The organism is Microbacterium sp. B35-04 (assembly GCF_010634885.1).
GTDB lineage: Bacteria > Actinomycetota > Actinomycetes > Actinomycetales > Microbacteriaceae > Microbacterium.
In genome coordinates this window covers 115,551-132,172 of the sequence record NZ_MWLP01000030.1, presented here as the reverse complement: position 1 = coordinate 132,172, position 16,622 = coordinate 115,551, and the positions used below count along the sequence as shown (strand labels likewise).

Annotated in this window: 20 protein-coding genes; 13 read left to right on the top strand and 7 right to left on the bottom strand. The window is 70.2% G+C overall.

Features of this window, described 5'->3' with window-relative positions:
* Positions 1-65 precede the first annotated feature (65 nt).
* Positions 66-536 carry an Lrp/AsnC family transcriptional regulator gene (locus tag B1729_RS08580; protein ID WP_163619523.1) on the top strand — a complete coding sequence of 157 codons (471 nt, stop codon included), beginning with the start codon at positions 66-68 and terminating at the stop codon, positions 534-536.
* Here B1729_RS08580 and B1729_RS08575 read toward each other — a convergent pair.
* On the bottom strand, positions 511-1,509 hold the full coding sequence (locus tag B1729_RS08575) for a DMT family transporter (RefSeq protein WP_163632024.1): 999 nt from the start codon (positions 1,507-1,509) through the stop codon (positions 511-513). The two genes, B1729_RS08580 and B1729_RS08575, sit on opposite strands and share 26 nt — an antisense overlap.
* 74 nt (positions 1,510-1,583) lie before the next feature.
* On the opposite strand from B1729_RS08575, the gene B1729_RS08570 reads away from it, so the two are divergent.
* The gene (locus tag B1729_RS08570; protein WP_163619518.1) at positions 1,584-2,138 is read left to right on the top strand and encodes a CGNR zinc finger domain-containing protein; all 555 of its coding nucleotides are present in this window, start codon (positions 1,584-1,586) and stop codon (positions 2,136-2,138) included.
* On the opposite strand, the gene B1729_RS08565 is transcribed toward B1729_RS08570, so the two are convergent.
* Positions 2,098-2,997, bottom strand: coding sequence for an alpha/beta hydrolase (locus tag B1729_RS08565; protein WP_163632021.1), 900 nt, complete (start codon positions 2,995-2,997; stop codon positions 2,098-2,100). The genes B1729_RS08570 and B1729_RS08565 overlap by 41 nt on opposite strands.
* A gap of 88 nt (positions 2,998-3,085) precedes the next feature.
* Here B1729_RS08565 and B1729_RS08560 point away from each other — a divergent pair, with 88 nt between their 5' ends.
* A complete protein-coding gene (locus tag B1729_RS08560) occupies positions 3,086-3,817 on the top strand; it encodes an exonuclease domain-containing protein (RefSeq protein ID WP_239539557.1) in 732 nt (243 codons plus the stop codon).
* A 96-nt stretch (positions 3,818-3,913) separates the two neighbouring features.
* On the opposite strand, the gene B1729_RS08555 is transcribed toward B1729_RS08560, so the two are convergent.
* The 3 genes from B1729_RS08555 to glgA form a co-directional block, all read right to left on the bottom strand.
* Positions 3,914-4,171, bottom strand: coding sequence for a type B 50S ribosomal protein L31 (locus tag B1729_RS08555; RefSeq protein ID WP_163619513.1), 258 nt, complete (start codon positions 4,169-4,171; stop codon positions 3,914-3,916).
* A 122-nt stretch (positions 4,172-4,293) separates the two neighbouring features.
* Positions 4,294-5,079: an ABC transporter ATP-binding protein gene (locus B1729_RS08550; RefSeq protein ID WP_163619511.1), complete on the bottom strand. Its 786-nt coding sequence runs from the start codon at positions 5,077-5,079 to the stop codon at positions 4,294-4,296.
* 9 nt (positions 5,080-5,088) lie between these two features.
* Entirely contained in the window at positions 5,089-6,282 is a 1,194-nt protein-coding gene (gene glgA / locus B1729_RS08545; RefSeq protein WP_163619509.1) for a glycogen synthase, read from the bottom strand.
* Between the two features lie 48 nt (positions 6,283-6,330).
* Between glgA and B1729_RS08540 the strand changes: the two genes are divergently transcribed.
* From B1729_RS08540 to B1729_RS08530, 3 genes are all read left to right on the top strand, one after another.
* The gene (locus tag B1729_RS08540; RefSeq protein ID WP_163619507.1) at positions 6,331-7,575 is read left to right on the top strand and encodes a glucose-1-phosphate adenylyltransferase; all 1,245 of its coding nucleotides are present in this window, start codon (positions 6,331-6,333) and stop codon (positions 7,573-7,575) included.
* Between the two features lie 44 nt (positions 7,576-7,619).
* Positions 7,620-8,261, top strand: coding sequence for a phosphoserine phosphatase SerB (serB, locus tag B1729_RS08535; RefSeq protein ID WP_163632015.1), 642 nt, complete (start codon positions 7,620-7,622; stop codon positions 8,259-8,261).
* Between the two features lie 72 nt (positions 8,262-8,333).
* The gene (locus B1729_RS08530; RefSeq protein WP_163619503.1) at positions 8,334-9,041 is read left to right on the top strand and encodes an alpha/beta hydrolase; all 708 of its coding nucleotides are present in this window, start codon (positions 8,334-8,336) and stop codon (positions 9,039-9,041) included.
* 65 nt (positions 9,042-9,106) lie between these two features.
* On the opposite strand, the gene fabG is transcribed toward B1729_RS08530, so the two are convergent.
* Positions 9,107-9,817, bottom strand: a complete 711-nt coding sequence (fabG, locus tag B1729_RS08525; RefSeq protein ID WP_163632013.1) for a 3-oxoacyl-ACP reductase FabG — start codon at positions 9,815-9,817, stop codon at positions 9,107-9,109.
* Between the two features lie 127 nt (positions 9,818-9,944).
* Between fabG and B1729_RS08520 the strand changes: the two genes are divergently transcribed.
* From B1729_RS08520 to B1729_RS08505, 4 genes are all read left to right on the top strand, one after another.
* A complete protein-coding gene (locus B1729_RS08520) occupies positions 9,945-10,457 on the top strand; it encodes a DUF4190 domain-containing protein (RefSeq protein ID WP_163632010.1) in 513 nt (170 codons plus the stop codon).
* A gap of 66 nt (positions 10,458-10,523) precedes the next feature.
* Positions 10,524-10,895 (top strand): DUF3099 domain-containing protein, encoded by a 372-nt coding sequence (locus B1729_RS08515; RefSeq protein WP_163619498.1) that lies wholly within the window; start codon positions 10,524-10,526, stop codon positions 10,893-10,895.
* On the top strand, positions 10,892-11,146 hold the full coding sequence (locus B1729_RS08510) for a hypothetical protein (RefSeq protein WP_163632008.1): 255 nt from the start codon (positions 10,892-10,894) through the stop codon (positions 11,144-11,146). Before B1729_RS08515 ends, B1729_RS08510 begins: the two co-directional genes overlap by 4 nt.
* A complete protein-coding gene (locus tag B1729_RS08505) occupies positions 11,143-12,042 on the top strand; it encodes an SURF1 family protein (RefSeq protein ID WP_163632005.1) in 900 nt (299 codons plus the stop codon). Before B1729_RS08510 ends, B1729_RS08505 begins: the two co-directional genes overlap by 4 nt.
* 122 nt (positions 12,043-12,164) lie before the next feature.
* Here B1729_RS08505 and B1729_RS08500 read toward each other — a convergent pair whose 3' ends face one another.
* Positions 12,165-13,763 (bottom strand): ABC-F family ATP-binding cassette domain-containing protein, encoded by a 1,599-nt coding sequence (locus B1729_RS08500; protein WP_163619495.1) that lies wholly within the window; start codon positions 13,761-13,763, stop codon positions 12,165-12,167.
* Between the two features lie 180 nt (positions 13,764-13,943).
* On the opposite strand from B1729_RS08500, the gene B1729_RS08495 reads away from it, so the two are divergent.
* The 3 genes from B1729_RS08495 to B1729_RS08485 are packed head-to-tail and all read left to right on the top strand — an operon-like array spanning position 13,944 to position 16,551.
* Positions 13,944-14,552, top strand: a complete 609-nt coding sequence (locus tag B1729_RS08495) for a VTT domain-containing protein (RefSeq protein WP_163632002.1) — start codon at positions 13,944-13,946, stop codon at positions 14,550-14,552.
* Positions 14,553-14,578: 26 nt separating this feature from the next.
* Positions 14,579-15,883: a histidine kinase gene (locus B1729_RS08490; RefSeq protein WP_163631998.1), complete on the top strand. Its 1,305-nt coding sequence runs from the start codon at positions 14,579-14,581 to the stop codon at positions 15,881-15,883.
* The gene (locus B1729_RS08485; RefSeq protein ID WP_163619491.1) at positions 15,880-16,551 is read left to right on the top strand and encodes a response regulator transcription factor; all 672 of its coding nucleotides are present in this window, start codon (positions 15,880-15,882) and stop codon (positions 16,549-16,551) included. Before B1729_RS08490 ends, B1729_RS08485 begins: the two co-directional genes overlap by 4 nt.
* Positions 16,552-16,622: the final 71 nt, after the last annotated feature.

Genomic DNA, 16,622 nt, shown 5'->3' with positions numbered 1-16,622 from the left:
ATTCGCGCTCTGCTTGAGCATGTTGATAAGTCACGACCACCCATACCGTGCTAACGTTTGGCACTATGAGTGCCCTCGATCATGTCGACCTGGAACTGCTGGCCGCGCTCTCCGCCGATCCCCGAGCCACCGTCGTCGCACTCGCGGAGCGCCTCGGCCTCTCGCGCAACACGGTCCAGGCGCGCATGTCGCGCCTGGAGAAGGCGGGGGTGTTCCTGTCGTATGAACGGGCGATCTCATCCGCTTCGCTGGGCTTCCCGATCGAGGCGTTCATCAGCGTCATCGTGCGGCAGGCGGATCTCCCCCGCATCGCGATCGAGCTCGCGCGTGTACCCGAGGTCGTGCAGGCGCACGGCCTGTCAGGTCAGGTCGATCTGCTGGTGCGGGTGGCCTGCCGCGACACGCAGCACCTGTTCGACACCGACGCCCGCATCCTCGCCATCGAAGGCATCGAGCGCACCGAGACATCCCTTGTGATGGGCGAGGTCATCCCCCATCGCGTCACTCCGCTCATGGGCCTGGCGCGGGAGGAGTAGGTGGGAGGCTGCCCGTCGACGAGGCGTCGGCGCGCACCAGCACCACACCCACCAGGATCAGCGCGCCCCCCGCGAACTGCACGGGCGCCGGCACCTCGGCGAGGAAGATCCACGCGAACATGAGGGCGAACAGCACTTCCGACAACCCCACGAACGACGCGACCCGCGAGCCGATGCGCGGAACCGCCATCACGCCGAGCGCGTAGCCGAGCGTCGTCGCGATGCCGGCGACCCAGAGCAGCGGCATCCACCACGGCACCGATACCCCGGCCAGCACCACCGACACCGCGGGTGCCTGGAACGGCATGATGCCGGTGGCGCAGAGGATCCCCATGACGATCGCGCCCGTCAGCAGCCCGCTCGCCGCGAGCGCCAGCGGCGGCAGATCGTCGCCGGCGCGTTCCGAGATCACGAAGTAGGCGCACACGCAGACGGCTGCGGCGAGGGCGAACAGGGTGCCGATCAGATCGAACGACGCGCCCGAGATGTCCACGACGAGCACCAGGCCCACGATCGCCACCACCGACCCCCACAGCACGAGCGCCGAGGGAGCTTTGCGCGTCCGGACCCACACCGCCACGACGAGCATGACCGGGGCGAGGTACTGGATCAGCAGGGCGACGGCGACGGGCATCCGCTGCATCGCCGAGAAGAAGAAGAGCTGGCAGCCGAGCACGGGCATGAGGCCGAAGCCGGCGATGAGGCGCCAGTGCCGGCGCAGGAAGCCGCGCTGTCGCTTCATCGCCAGGAACAGCGCCGGCGACAAGACCAGTCCGGCGACGCCCATGCGCACGAGCAGGGCCGCACCGAGGGACCAGCCGGCCTCGAGCAGCGGCTTGACGAACGGTCCGCTCGACGAGAACGCGAGAGCGGAGGCGACTCCCATGAACAATCCGCTGGTGCGCAGCCGCGCGCTCGAACGGGGAGCCGCGCCCAGCAGCGCAACCGAAGGGGATGCGGTCGGGGCGGTCATGGCGACGTCCGTCTGTCAGGGGTGAAACGTGCTTACACTGGTGACAGTACCGGACCAGCATGTCAGGAGTCAACGTGGTTTTCATTCATGACACCGAGCAGAATCTGCGCGCGGCGTCGTACCTGGTGAACACGCTGCCCGGCTACGACGACGAAGACACGCTCTCGACCCTCGAGGACTTCGAGGACTATCTCCGCGTCAACCCCTATACCGGGCTCATCCGGCGTGATGATGCCGAGCTCGCGGCCATCCGCGCGGTCCGGCGACGGCTGCGACAGCTGTGGGAGGTCGACCGCGACGGTGCCGTGCCGCTCGTCAACGAGATGCTCCGCGACGGCCAGGCACTCCCCCGCCTGGTCATTCACGACGGATTCGACTGGCACATCCATGCGACGAGCGATGACGCCCCGCTCGCGACCCGCATCATGGTCGAGGCGGCGCTGGCGTTCGTCGACGTCATCCGAGCCGACGAGTACGACCGTGTGCGGATCTGCGCCGCCGACGACTGCGACGGCGTCTACGTGGACTTCTCGAAGAACGGCTCGAAGCGCTACTGCGACATCGGCAACTGCGGCAACCGCATGAACGTCAACGCGTATCGGCGTCGGAAGGCGCGAGAAAGCGCGTGATCGCGTCGGCGGCGGGAGCCGGCGTCTCGTAGTGGATCAGGTGCCCGACGTCGGGGATCTCCACCAGCTCGGCATCCGGGAACATCGTGGCGAGTCGCCGCTCCGCCTCGATGGGCGTGATGTCGTCGCGCTGCGCGGCGACGAGCAGCGTCGGCTGCGCGATGCGCGGAGCGAACGCGCGCACGTCGTTCGACACCGAGGCGAGGAACGCGTCGTGCAGCACATCCCGGTCGGCGAAGCGCGAGAAGTACGTGTCGTGCTGATCGTGCACGAATCGACGGATGCCGGGGTCCTTGGTCTTCGCCATCGACACGCTCATCACCCGGACGATCAGGCCGTTGCGCAGCAGCGCATCGCCGAGCCGCTTCGGCAGCTTCGTCCCGACCCAGTAGTAGAAGACGGCGAGTCGCGTGAGCACGCCGCGCGGTCCCTCGAGCGCCGGTGCGCCGATCGGGTTCACCAGGATGACGCGGGGCGTGGCGAGCCCGCCGGCGACGGCGGCCGCCACCACGATCGAGCCGAACGAGTGGCCGAGGATCACGGCCCCCGGTGCCACGGCGGCGGCGAACTCGCGCAGCCACTCGGCGTAGAGGTCGAGGTCGTGCCGGCGGTTGGGCACCGGCGCCGTCTCGCCGAATCCCGGCAGATCGGGCGAGATCACCCGCACCGACGGGAGGTGCGCCACCACGGGCTCGAGCCCATGATGCTCGCCCCGGAAGCCGTGCACCGCCACGACCGTGACGGCCGCATCGGCCGGGCCGTAGACCCAGTACGCCGTCACGCCGCCCAGCACGCCGACCTCGCGCCGCTCGACGGGGATCGCGTCGAGCAGCGGGGCGTACGGATTCGGGGCGGTCACCCGTCGAGTCTACGAGGCGCGGCTCCGCCTCCGGTGCGCGCGGAGCGCCTGCGCCGCGATGTCGGAAGCGGCGCATACCGTGATCGGCATGAGCCGCCCGCGTCCCGAACAGCTGCCGCTGTGGGACGTGCCGGACTGGGTGCGCATGATCGGGGTGTTCGACCTCGAGACCACGGGCATCGACGTCACCGCCGACCGCATCGTCACGGCTCACGTCGGACTGCTGGACGCCGCGGGCCGGGTCATCCGCGCGCGCGACTGGCTCGCGGATCCCGGCGTCGACATCCCCGAGGGTGCGAGTGCGATCCACGGCATATCGACCGCGCATGCCCGCGCGCAGGGGCGACCGGCGGCTGAGGTCGTGAGCGAGGTCGTCGAGGCGGTGCGCGCGCTGCTGGACGCCGGCATCCCCGTCGTCGCCTACAACGCGCCCTTCGACTTCTCCTTGCTGAAGTACGAGTCGCTTCGTCACGACATCACGCCGATCCACGAGCCGTCACCGGTGATCGACCCGCTCGTCGTCGACAAGGCGTACGACCGCTGGCGCAAGGGCAAGCGCACGCTGGAAGTGGTTGCGGCGCACTACGCCGTGAGGCTCGACGCCGCCCACGAGGCCTCCGCCGACGCGGTGGCAGCGGGCCGGGTCGCCCAGGCCCTCGCCGAGCGCTTCGCGCCGTGGCTGCCCGACACCGTCCACGAACTCCACACCCGCCAGATCGGCTGGGCGCGCGCGCAGGCCGAGAGCCTCACCGAGTACTTCGTCCGCATCGGCCGGCTCGATCCCGACGAGCAGCTCGACGGCCGCTGGCCGATCCGCTGAGCGGCTGGAACGCAGAAGACCCCGCCGAGGCGGGGTCTTCTGATCCGAGGCGGACCGCTGACCGGTCGTCGAGCGCCGTCGAAACGCGCGGAGGGCTTACTTGGAAGCGCCGCCGAAGTTCTTGAAGCGCTGGTTGAACTTCTCGACGCGACCGGCCGAGTCCATGATGCGCTGCTTGCCGGTGTAGAACGGGTGCGAGGCCGACGAGATCTCCACGTCGATGACGGGGTACTCGACGCCGTCGAGCTCGATCTTCTTGTCGCTGCTCACCGTCGAGCGGGTGAGGAACGTCTCGCCCGAGCCGAGGTCACGGAACACGACGGCCTGGTAGTCCGGGTGGAGGTCAGTCTTCATGATGGTCCTTTGAGGGTGATGCCCTGGATTTTGCCAGGGCGGTCAAAGTCTGGGGTGCGAGCGCACCAAAGAGAAATTCTACCAGGCTCCCGGCCGGTTGCCGAACCAGCCCTCCGCGGGCGTCAGTGCGTCGCCCGTGCGGCGTAGCGGCCGCCGTCTTCGGTGAGGCGGATGGGGACGCCGAACGTGTCGGTGAGCGTCTCGGACGTGAGGGTCTCGCGGATGGGACCGGATGCCACGGCCTGTCCATCGCGGAGCAGCAGCACGTGGGTGAAGCCGACCGGAATCTCCTCGACGTGGTGCGTGACCATGATCATCGCGGGAGTCGTGGGCGCCTGGGCGTAGCCGCCCAGGAGGATGAGGAGCTCTTCGCGCGCGCCGAGATCCAGGCTCGCGGTCGGCTCGTCGAGCAGCAGCAGCTCCGGGTCCGTCATGACGGCTCGCGCGATCTGCACCCGCTTCTGCTCGCCGTCGCTGAGCGTGCCGAAGGTGCGGTCAGCGAGGTGGTCGAGCTTCCACTCGGCGAGCACCCGCAGCGCGCGGCGCTCGTCGATGTCCTCGTAGTCCTCGCGCCAGCGGCCCAGCACCGAGTAGGCGGCGGTGAGCACGACGTTCAGCACGGTCTCCTCGGGGGGCACGCGACGCGCCATCGCCGACGACGCGAATCCGATCCGGGGGCGCAGCTCGAACACGTCTGTGCGGCCCAGCCGCTCCGCGAGGATGGTCACCGTTCCCGAGGTGGGGTGCAGGAGCGTGTCGGCCATCTGCAGCACCGTGGTCTTGCCGGCACCGTTGGGTCCGAGTACGACCCAGCGCTCATCGTCGTTGACGGTCCAGTTCAGGTGGTCGACGATGTTCCTGGCGTTTCGGCGGACGACGACGTCGGAGAACTCGAGCACCTGTGGCATGCGACCAGCCTAACGGCCGCCGGCGGCCACCTCCGCGTAGAGCGCGGCCGTCTGATCGGCGATGCGCTGCCAGCTGAAATCCTCCGTCGCACGACGCCGTCCGGCGGCGCCGTACTCGCGCGCGCGGTCCGGATCGCTCACGACCTCGGTGAGCACGCGTGCAAGATCTGCCACATACCGCTCGGGGTCGGTCGGCGTCCCGGTGCCGTCCTGCACCTGCTCGATCGGGACGAGCCTCCCGGTGACGCCGTCGACGACGACCTCCGGGATGCCGCCCGTCGCCGTCCCCACGACTGCCGCACCGCAGGCCATCGCCTCCAGGTTCACGATGCCCAGCGGCTCGTACACGGACGGGCAGACGAACGTCGTGGCCGCGCTGAGGATGGTGCACAGCTCGTGGCGCGACAGCATCCGATCGAGCCAGACGACACCCGCGCGGGTGTCCTGCAGCCCGCGCACGAGGCCCTCGACTTCGGCCATGATCTGGGGTGTGTCGGGAGCACCGGCGGCGAGGATCACCTGCACGTCGGCGGGCAGTCGCTCGGCGGCGCGGAGGAAGTACGGCAGACCCTTCTGCCGCGTGATGCGGCCGACGAACACCACCGAGGGCCTCGCCGGATCGATGCCGAGCTCGGCCAGCAGCGCCGGATCCTCGACCGGGTGCCAGGCCTCGACGTCGATGCCGTTGTAGATCACGCGCACCCGCTCCGGATCGAGCGCCGGATAGCTGCGCAGGATGTCTTCGCGCATGCCGTTGCTCACCGCGACGATCGCCGCGGCGCCCTCGTACGCCGACTTCTCGATCCAGCTCGAGACGGCGTAGCCGCCGCCGAGCTGCTCGGCCTTCCACGGCCGCAGCGGCTCGAGGCTGTGAGCGGTCACGATGTGCGGGATGCCGTGGAGCAATGAGGCGAGCTGGCCGGCGAGGTTCGCGTACCAGGTGTGACTGTGCACGACGTCGGCGCCGGCGACATCCGACACGATCTCGAGGTCCGTGCCGAGCGTCTGCACCGCCGCGTTGGCACCGGAGAGCTCGGCCGGCACGCCGTACGACGTCGTGCCCTCTTCGTCGCGCTCGGCCCCGAACGCGCGCACGCGCACATCGATCGTCGACCGCAAGGCCTTCACGAGCTCCGTCACGTGCACGCCGGCGCCGCCGTAGATCTCCGGAGGGTACTCCTTGGTGACGATGTCGACTCGCATGTCTCGAACGCTAGTACACGGCCCGGAACGCGTCATAGTGTGGGGGCCATGCCAGCTGCACCCAAGGTCTTCGGAATCATCCTCGCCGGCGGCGAAGGGAAGCGGCTGATGCCGTTGACCGCGGATCGCGCTAAGCCCGCCGTTCCCTTCGGCGGGCAGTACCGGCTCATCGATTTCGCCATCTCCAACCTCATCAACTCGGGCCTGCGGCAGATCGTCGTGCTCACCCAGTACAAATCGCACAGCCTCGACCGGCACATCTCGCAGACGTGGCGGATGTCGGCGCTCCTGGATTCGTACGTCACCTCGGTTCCCGCGCAGCAGCGACTCGGAAAGCGCTGGTTCTCCGGATCGGCGGACGCCATCCTGCAGAGCCTCAACCTCATCAACGACGAGCAGCCCGACATCGTCGTCGTGATCGGCGCCGACCACGTCTACCGCATGGACTTCCGGCAGATGCTCGCGGCGCACATCGAGTCGGGCGCGCGGGCGACGGTCGCCGGCATCCGTCAGCCGATCTCGCTCGCCAACCAGTTCGGCGTCATCGACGTCGACCCCGAGGACCCGATGCGCATCCGCGAGTTCCTCGAGAAGCCGCAGAACCCCGTGGGCCTGGGCGATGCGCCCGATCAGGTGCTGGCGTCGATGGGCAACTACATCTTCGACACCGACGCGCTGATCGAGGCGGTCGAGGCGGACGGAGAGCTGCCGACCTCGAACCACGACATGGGCGGCGACATCATCCCCTACTTCGTCGGCCGGGGCGAGGCGGGCGTCTACGACATGAACCGCAATGACGTGCCGGGGTCGACTCCGCGCGACCGGTACTACTGGCGGGACGTGGGGACGATCGACTCGTTCTTCGACGCGCACCGCGACCTCATCTCGACGCTGCCGGTGTTCAACCTGTACAACATGGACTGGCCGATCCACTCCCAGGCGGTCAACTCCCCGCCTGCGAAGTTCGTGCGCGACTCGGTGGGCCGCATCGGCAATGCGATCGACTCGATCGTGTCGCTCGGGTCCGTCCTGTCGGGCACGCACCTCGAGCGCAGCGTGGTGGGCCCGTGGACGCTCGCCGGCGGCGGCTCGACGATCACCGACTCGGTGCTCTTCGACCACGTGCATGTCGGCGCGGGCGCGCGGGTGCACCGCGCGATCCTCGACAAGAACGTGGTCCTCGATGAGGGCGCGACCGTGGGCGTCGACCGGGAGAAGGACCTCTCCCGAGGGTTCACGATCACCGACAGCGGCATCACCGTGGTCGGGAAGGGGTTCCGCGTCGAGCGATGACGCAACGGTCGGGTGGGGCTTCCAGGTTTCGCTAGCGTGGAGGGATGCCCGCTGCCCCCGCCCGCTTCCTCGTGGTGCTCGACGCCGATTCGACCCTGATCCGCAACGAAGTCATCGAGCTCATCGCCGACGAGGCGGGGCGCGGGGCCGAGGTGGCGGCGGCGACAGAGGCCGCCATGCGCGGCGAGGTCGACTTCGCGAGCAGCCTGCGGTCGCGCGTCGAGGCGCTCGAAGGCGTGCCGCTCGCGGCGTTCGCACGCGTTCTGTCGCGCATCGAGCCGACCCCCGGGGTGCGCGAGCTCATCGCGGCCGTGCACGAGCGCGGCGGTGCCGTCGGAGTCGTCTCGGGCGGATTCCACGAGATCCTCGACACCGTCGCACCCGACCTCGGCGTGGACGTGTGGCGTGCGAACCGCCTCGCGACGCGGGACGGCGCGCTGAGCGGCCTCGTGGACGGCGGGATCGTGGATGCCGCGGGCAAGGCCGCTGCGCTGCGCGAGTGGGCTGCCGAACGCCGCGTGCCCGTTGCACGCACGATCGCGATCGGTGACGGGGCGAACGACCTCGAGATGATGGCCGTCGCCGGGCTCGGGGTCGCCTTCAACGCCAAGCCCGCGGTGCGCGCCCGCGCCGACCTCGTCGTCGGGCCGATCGACCTCGCCGAGGTCATCCCGCTGCTGCCGTAGGCCGCATCTCGGCTACGTCATCGGCTGCCGTAGGGGGCTCCGGATGTCGGCTGCCGTCGCTAGCGTCGAGTCATGCACATCATCCTCGTACCCGGGCTGTGGCTCGACGCGTCTTCCTGGGGCGAGGTCGCCCCTGCCCTCGAATCCGCCGGCCACCGCACCCACGCGCTGACGATGCCCGGCGTCGGCGCGTCGGGCGCCGAGTCGGCCGGCATCGGCATCTCCGATTGGGTCGCCGCGACGGTCGACGAACTCGACCGCCTCGACGGTGACGTGGCCATCGTCGGCCATTCCGGCGGCGGGAACGTCGCCTACGGCGCGGTCGACGCGCGTCCCGACCGCGTGGGGCGCGTGGTGTTCCTCGACACCTTCCCGCCGGGCGAGGGCGGTTCCATCTCGGAATTCCCCGTCGTGGACGGGGTGATTCCGTTCCCCGGCTGGGACTTCTTCGACGAGTCCGACGTCGCCGACCTCGACCCGCAGACACGTGCCGAAGTCGCCGCGCGCGCCCGGTCCGTGCCGGAGAGGGTGCCGACGGACCCGATCCGACTCTCCGACGAGCGACGGCGTGCCGTGCCCGCCACGATCATCACGGCAACGGTGCCCGAGGCGCACATCAGGGAGATCATCCAGCAGGCCCCGCCGTGGGCGGCCGAACTCGCCGCGCTGCAGCATCTCGACGTGATCGAACTCGGAGCACCCGGAGACGCCACCGGCCACTGGCCGCAGTTCTCGCGACCCGGCGCGGTCGCCGAGGCGATCCTGCGTGCGATCGGCTGACCCTGCGACAGGCTCAGGGACCACCTGGCCCGGTCGCTGAGCCTGTCGAGCGCAGACGCGCGGGGTCAGTGACCCATGCCGAGGCCGCCGTCGACCGGGATGACGGCGCCCGAGATGTAGGCGGCGTCGTCGGACGCCATCCAGGTGACGACGCCGGCCACTTCCTCCGCCGAGGCGAACCGTCCGGCCGGAATGCTCTTCTTGTACTCCGCCTGCGTGTCGTCTGAGAGCTTTGCGGTCATGTCGGTCTCGATGAAGCCTGGTGCCACGACGTTGGCGGTGATGCCGCGTCCGCCGAGTTCGCGTGTGAGTGAGCGGGCGAAGCCCACGAGCGCGCTCTTCGAGGCGGCGTAGTTGATCTGGCCGGCGGAGCCGTACAGGCCGACGACGCTCGAGATGAGCACGACGCGGCCCCACCGTGCGCGCAGCATGCCCTTCGACGCGCGCTTGACCACGCGGAACGCGCCGCCGAGGTTCGTCGCCACAACGCTGTCGAAATCGTCCTCCGTCATGCGCAGTAGGAGCGTGTCCTTCGTGATGCCGGCGTTCGCGACGACGATCTCGACCGGGCCGAGGGCGCTCTCGACCTCGGTGAACGCCGCGTCGACGGCTGCGGCATCCGTCACGTCCGCCCGGACGGTGAGGGTGCCCGCGGGACCTTCTCCAGAGCGCGCGGTCACCGCCACCCTGTAGCCCTCGGCGACGAAACGCTCCGCGATGGCACGGCCGATGCCGCGGTTTCCGCCGGTGACGAGGACGACGCGATCGGTGGACATGGTGGCACTCCCGGGGTTGTGACGGATCAGCACCAGCCTATCGGCGGCACAACTGCGCACCCGGCCCGTTTGACACCCTCGGTGCGCCGCTGGGACGCTGGGCACAGACATCGACGAAAGGCCCGCCGTGAGCGACCCCACCCCCCAGAACCCCGCACCCGAGCCCGACGCGTACCCGCCGGTTCCGCCGGCTCCGGCAGCGGCGCAGCCGGCCGCGGGCGCGTACCCGCCGCCCGCGCAGGGCGCCTATCCCCCGGCCGCCTACGGCGCGCCCGCGTCGACTCCAGCTCCTTCCTACGGCGCAGCCCCCGCGTACGGTGCGGCGCCCGCCTACGGCACCGCAGCGGGTTATGGCTACGGAGCGCAGACCAAGACCAACACCCTCGCGATCGTCTCGCTCATCGCGTCGATCGCCGCCTTCGTCATCGTGCCCTTCGTCGGGTCGATCGTGGGCGTGATCACCGGCCACATGTCGCTCAACCAGCTCAAGACCAGCGGTGAGCAGGGCCGCGGGATGGCGCTGGCCGGCACCATCGTCGGCTGGGTCGGTCTCGGCCTGGCGCTCCTCGGCATCATCGCGGCGATCGCGTTCTTCGGATTCTTCTTCGCGGTCTACCAGGAGACCGGCGGCACGTACTGAATCCCGGCGCCCCGGACACGATTCCGGGGCGCCTACGCCGTGCAAGCGGCGTACCCTGGAAGTACCGTGAAGAGTTCGAGCCACGCCCCATCGGCCACGTCCCTGCCGCGCGCACCGCGCGACGACGTCGACGCGCGGTCGATGCGGTATCTCGTGACGATGGGCATCCGCATCGCGTGCTTCGTCCTCATGGTGGTCATCACTCCCTATGGCTGGTACACGTGGGTGTTCGCGGCTGCGGCGATCTTCCTCCCCTACGTCGCGGTCGTCTCGGCGAACGTCGGCCAGGAGGGCCGGCGCAACCGGCGCGAGGATCCCGAGGCGGCTCTTCCCGCCGCGCCCTCGGCTCCCTCGGCGGCCGCCGCACCCGAGGCACGCGTGATCCGCATCGATGAGACGCGGCCGGCCACAGACGGCACCCGGGATGGGGCCGCATGAGCGACGTCCACCGCGAGCAGGGCGTCGACGCGACCTGCTCGCGGGCGGGATGCCGCGCCGCGGCAGGCTGGCGCATCGACTGGCGGAACCCGCGCATCCACGCCGCCGATCGACGCAAGACGTGGGTCGCATGCGACGAGCACGTCGGGTATCTGCGCGATTTCCTCTCCGCCCGCGACTTTCCCGTCTCGGTGGCGCCGCTGGCCCCTATGGAGTCGGATACGACTGCGGAGACGGAGACGACGCGATGAGCGGCCGCTCGGTCAGCATGCAGCGTCTTCCCCGCGCGGGGCGCTGGGCGATCTACATCGCGCTCGCCGTGGTCTTCGCCATCGCGTGCGCGTTCCTGTCGAACTGGCAGTTCACGCGCAATCAGGAGCGCTCCGGGCAGCTCGCGCTGGTCGCGGAGAACTACGATGCCCCGCCGGTGCCCCTCGCCGACCTCATCCCTGCCGGCGGCGAACTCGATCCGCAGGACGAGTGGCGTCCGGTGGTCCTCACCGGCACCTACCTGGCCGACGACGAGCTTCTCGCCCGCAACCGTCCGCACGGCGGCACGTCGGCGTTCGAGGTGCTCGTGCCGTTCCGCCTCGACGACGGCCGCGTGCTGCTCGTCGACCGCGGTTGGGTGGCGCCCGGGAAGGACCAGCCCGAACCCGATGCGGTGCCCGCTCCCCCGTCCGGCGAGGCGACCGTCATCGTCCGGCTGCGACCGGGCGAGGCGCTGCCGTCATCGGGACGCTCCGCGCCCGAAGGTCAGGTGCCGACGATCAACCTCGGCCTCGTCGCCGACGCACTCCCCGACGCGGGCGACGCCCTCGAGCAGAGCGCCTACGGCGTGATGGTCTCGGAGGCCCCGGCGCCGGCGACCGCGCCGAGCGCCCTCGAGCCGCCTTCCGACGACCCCGGCCCGCACCTCTCGTATGCGATCCAGTGGATCCTCTTCGCCGTGATGGGCTTCATCTTCATCGGCTACGTCATACGCACCGAGCGGCGGCACCGCCGCGAAGACGCCGAGGATGCCCTGGCCGCCGAGACCGCGGCGGAGGGAACGGATGCCGCTCCAGGGGCCGCTCCGGCACCCCGGAGGGGCCGCGACCGCGACGCCGAGGACGAGGACGCACTCCTCGACGCCGCCTGCCGCTGACTGCGGGATGACCGCCGAGAACCGAGCATCGGAGATCCTCGGCGAAACGCCGGGCGAGGCATCCGTCTGCAGCGCGTTGCCCAGTATCTCCGGTTCTGTGCGCGAACCTGCGCTCGCCGGCGCTAGGCGAGCGCGATGAGGTCCGCGTAGTCGCGGCCCCAGATGTCTTCGACGCCGTCGGGGAGGATCAGCACGCGCTCGGGGTTGAGCGCCTCGACCGCGCCCTCGTCGTGCGACACGAGCACGACGGCGCCCTCGTAGTGCGCGAGCGCACCGAGGATCTCTTCGCGGGATGCGGGGTCGAGGTTGTTGGTGGGCTCGTCGAGCAGCAGCATGTTCGCCGACGACACGACCAGCGTGGCCAGCGAGAGGCGGGTCTTCTCGCCACCCGAGAGCACACCGGCGGGCTTCAGCACGTCGTCGCCCGTGAACAGGAACGAGCCGAGCACCTTGCGCGCCTCGGTCGCCGTGATGTCGGGCGCGGCCGACATCATGTTCTCGAGCACAGACCGGGAGACGTCGAGGTTCTCGTGCTCCTGCGCGTAGTAGCCGATCTTGAGGCCGTGGCCGGGCTCCAGCTGTCCGGTGTCCGGCTGGTCGACGCCGGCCAGGATGCGCAGCAGCGTCGTCTTTCCGGCACCGTTGAGGCCGAGGATGACGACCTTCGATCCGCGGTCGATCGCGAGGTCGACGTCGGTGAAGATCTCGAGCGAGCCGTATGACTTCGACAGCCCCGACGCCATGAGGGGCGTCTTGCCGCACGGTGCCGGCTTCGGGAAGCGCAGCTTGGCCACGCGCTCCTCCTGGCGCACCTCGTCGAGGCCGGCCAGCATCTTCTCGGCGCGCGCGACCATCTGGTGCGCCGCAGCGGCCTTCGACGCCTTGGCCCCGAACCGCGCCGCCTGCTGCTGCAGGACGGTCGCCTTCTTCTCGACGTTGGCGCGCTCCTTCTTGCGGCGCTCCTCGTCGGCGACCCGCTGGCGCAGGTAGTTCTTCCAGTTCATGTTGTAGACGTCGATGACCTGGCGGTTCGCGTCGAGGTAGAACACGCGGTTCACCGTCTCGCCGACGAGCTCCACGTCGTGGCTGATGACGATCAGGCCGCCCTTGTAGCCCTTGAGGAACTCACGCAGCCACACGACGCTGTCGGCGTCGAGGTGGTTGGTCGGCTCGTCGAGGATCATCGTCTGGGCGTCCGAGAACAGGATGCGAGCCAGTTCGATGCGACGCCGCTGACCGCCTGACAGCGTCTTCAGCGGCTGGTCGAGGATCCGGTCGGGCAACGACAGGTTGTGCGCGATCGAGGCCGCCTCAGCCTCGGCCGTGTAACCGCCGAGCGCTTCGAACCGCTCGGTCAGGTTGGCGTACTTGCGCATCGCGCGTGCGGCGACCGCCTCGTCCTCGCTCGCCATCGCGAGCGAGGCGTCGTGCATGCCGATCGCGAGGGTGCCCAGTCCACGCGCGTCGAGGATGCGGGTGCGGGCCAGCATCTCCGGGTCGCCCGAGCGCGGGTCCTGCGGCAGGTAGCCCAGTTCTCCCGAGCGATCGACCCTGCCGTCGGCCGGAATGAGGTCTCCGGCGAGCACCTTGGTCAGTGTGGTCTTGCCGGCGCCGTTGCGGCCGACCAGTCCGATCTTGTCGCCGTCCGACACGCGGAAGGAGACGTCCGTCATGAGCACGCGAGCGCCCACGCGGATCTCGAGGTCGTGCACGGCGAGCACAGCGGATGTCCGTTCCGTCGGTGGAGTGGGGGAATGGCCGAGTGGCCAGCCATCCAGTATACGGGGCGTCGTCGTCCGCCCAGGGCAGCCCGAGTTCTCGTCAGGGATACCTCCACGGGGTGACACGGTCGATACCGCAGAGGGATGCCTCGCCCCGCACCCGCCGCATAGCTTGCGGGAGTGGATCTCATCACCGACCTCGTCCTGCACGCCGTCTCGTCGCCATGGCTGTACCTCGCCATGTTCGTCGTGGCGGTCATCGACGGCTTCTTCCCACCGGTGCCCAGCGAGACCGTGCTGGTGGCGGCAGCGGCGGTGACGGCATCCACCGGCGGACCCGATCTGGCACTGCTGGGTGTCGTCGCCGCTGCCGGAGCCGTGGTCGGCGACAACATCGCGTTCGCCATCGGAAGACGCACCGGCACCACCAGGTTCGCGTGGATGCGGCGCGCCCGGGTGACGGGGGCGTTCGCGTGGGCGGGCGCGGCATTGGAGCGGCGCGGCGCCGGCCTCATCCTCGGCGCCCGCTTCATCCCTGTCGGGCGGGTGGCGGTCAATCTGTCGGCCGGTGCGCTGCACTATCCGTGGCGGCGGTTCGCCCCCCTGACCGTGGCGGCGGGCCTGTGCTGGTCGGCGTACAGCATCGCGATCGGCCTTCTGGCCGGGGCATGGCTGAAGGACCAGCCGCTCCTGAGCGCCGGGTTCGGCATCCTCCTCGCCCTCGCGATCGGGCTGGCCGTCGATCGCGTGGTCGCCCTGCGCACGCGCCGTGTCGCGGCATCCGTCTGACGGCCGACGGCTGACAGGATGACACCGTGCACGACACTCCCCCGCCCGCACCGCCTGCTCCGCCCGCTCCGGGCACCGGCCGACGGCTGAACCCGCGGACGTTCGCGTTCGGTGCTCTCGCGCTGACGCTGGTCGCGCTCTTCTCGGTGCTCGTGCCGGTTCACATCACCCTCTACCTGCAGCCGGCACCCCTCGCGTTCCTGTTCGGGGCGATGCTCTGCGCGGCTCCCCTCTTGGCGGTGCGTCTCCCGCGGTGGTCGATCGCGCTGTTCATCGTGTCGGCGGTCGCGCTGCCGCTTCCCGTCGCCGAAGCCGGTGCCGCCGTCTGGCCGTGGCCGTGGTCGGTCCCGGCGATGCTGGTGCTCATCGTCTTCGTCGGCGTGCTCGCGATCGTGCACGGCTGGCGTCTTGCGCTCGCCGCGTGGCTGCTGGCCATCGCGGGCACGCTGATCGTGGTCATCGCATGGTCGGGCACCGTGCCCGTGGTCGCGGGGATCGTGAACCTCGTGATCGTGACCTCCGTATCCGGTGCCGCGCTCCTGGTCGCGGTGCTGGTGGCGAGCCGGCTGCGGGTCGGGGCCGAGCTCACTCGCGAAAGGGAGCTCAGCGCGATCGAGCAGTCCCGGCGGGTGCTGGTCGAGGAGCGCACCCGCATCGCGCGGGAACTGCACGACGTCGTGGCGCACGGGATGTCGCTCATCCAGGTTCAGGCGTCGACCGCGCGCTACCGCGTGCCGGGGCTCTCCGACGAGGCGCGGCACGAGTTCGACGAGATCGCTCAGACGGCGCGTGAGGGCCTGACCGAGATGCGACGACTGCTCGGCGTGCTGCGCACCGAGGATCAGCAGGCCGACCTCGCCCCGCAACAGGGGCTGCGCGACATCCCGGATCTCGTCCGGGCCCTGCGCCGCGCAGGTGCCGAGATCGACGCCGACCTCGCGCCTTCGCCGGAAGGCGTGCCGGGCGCGGTCGACATCGCCGCCTTCCGCATCGTGCAGGAGGCGCTGAGCAACGCGGTGCGCCACGCCCCGCACACGAGGATCCTGCTCTCGATGCAGGCGGATGCCGCGGCCGTCCGCGTCGTGGTCCGCAACGATCCGCCTGAAGCCGCTGAGACCGCCTCAGGCCTTCCGCCGCAGCGCGGGCACGGCCTACTGGGCATGCGCGAACGCGCCGCACTCGTCGGCGGGACTGTCAGTGCCGCGCGCGACGACGACGGCGGCTGGACCGTCCGTGCGGTCCTCCCCCTCACCGGACCGGTGATCGACTCCCCCGCCGGCGACCCCACGGCCATCGGCCCCATCGACTCCGCCCGAGGAGGCCTGCAGTGACGATCACCGTGCTCATCGCCGACGACCAGGCGATGGTGCGAGCCGGCTTCGCCGCCTTGCTCGACGCGCAGGAGGACATCCGCGTGGTCGGCCAAGCGGCCGACGGCGCCGAGGCCGTCTCGCTGTCGGCGCGGCTGGACCCCGACGTCGTACTGATGGACGTGCGGATGCCGGAGCTCGACGGCATCGCCGCGACCCGCCGCATCCTGGGCCCGACGTATCCCGCCGCTCGCGTGCCGCGCATCCTCATGCTCACCACGTTCGACATCGACGACTACGTCTACGACGCGCTCGAAGCCGGCGCGAGCGGCTTCCTTCTCAAGGACGCACTGCCGGAGGACCTCGTGCACGCAGTGCGCGTCGTCGCCGCGGGCGATGCGCTGCTGGCGCCGAGCGTCACCCGCCGCATGATCGAGCACTTCGCCGCGCGCCGGCCGCGTGCCGGCCGCGCGACCGCGACACTCCGAGAGCTCACCGAACGCGAGCGCGAGGTGCTCACGCTCATCGGCCGGGGCCGCGCGAACGCCGAGATCGCCGCGGAACTGTTCATCTCGGAGCAGACCGTGAAGACCCACGTCGGCAAGGTCCTCGCCAAGCTCGGCGCCCGTGACCGCGTGCAGGCCGTCATCTTCGCCTACGACGCGGGGCTGGTCGAGCCCGCCTCCTGATCACCCCACGGGGTGAGACGACAACAGCACCACGGAGCGATGCCCTCGGGGTCGCCGTCTCCATAGCCTTC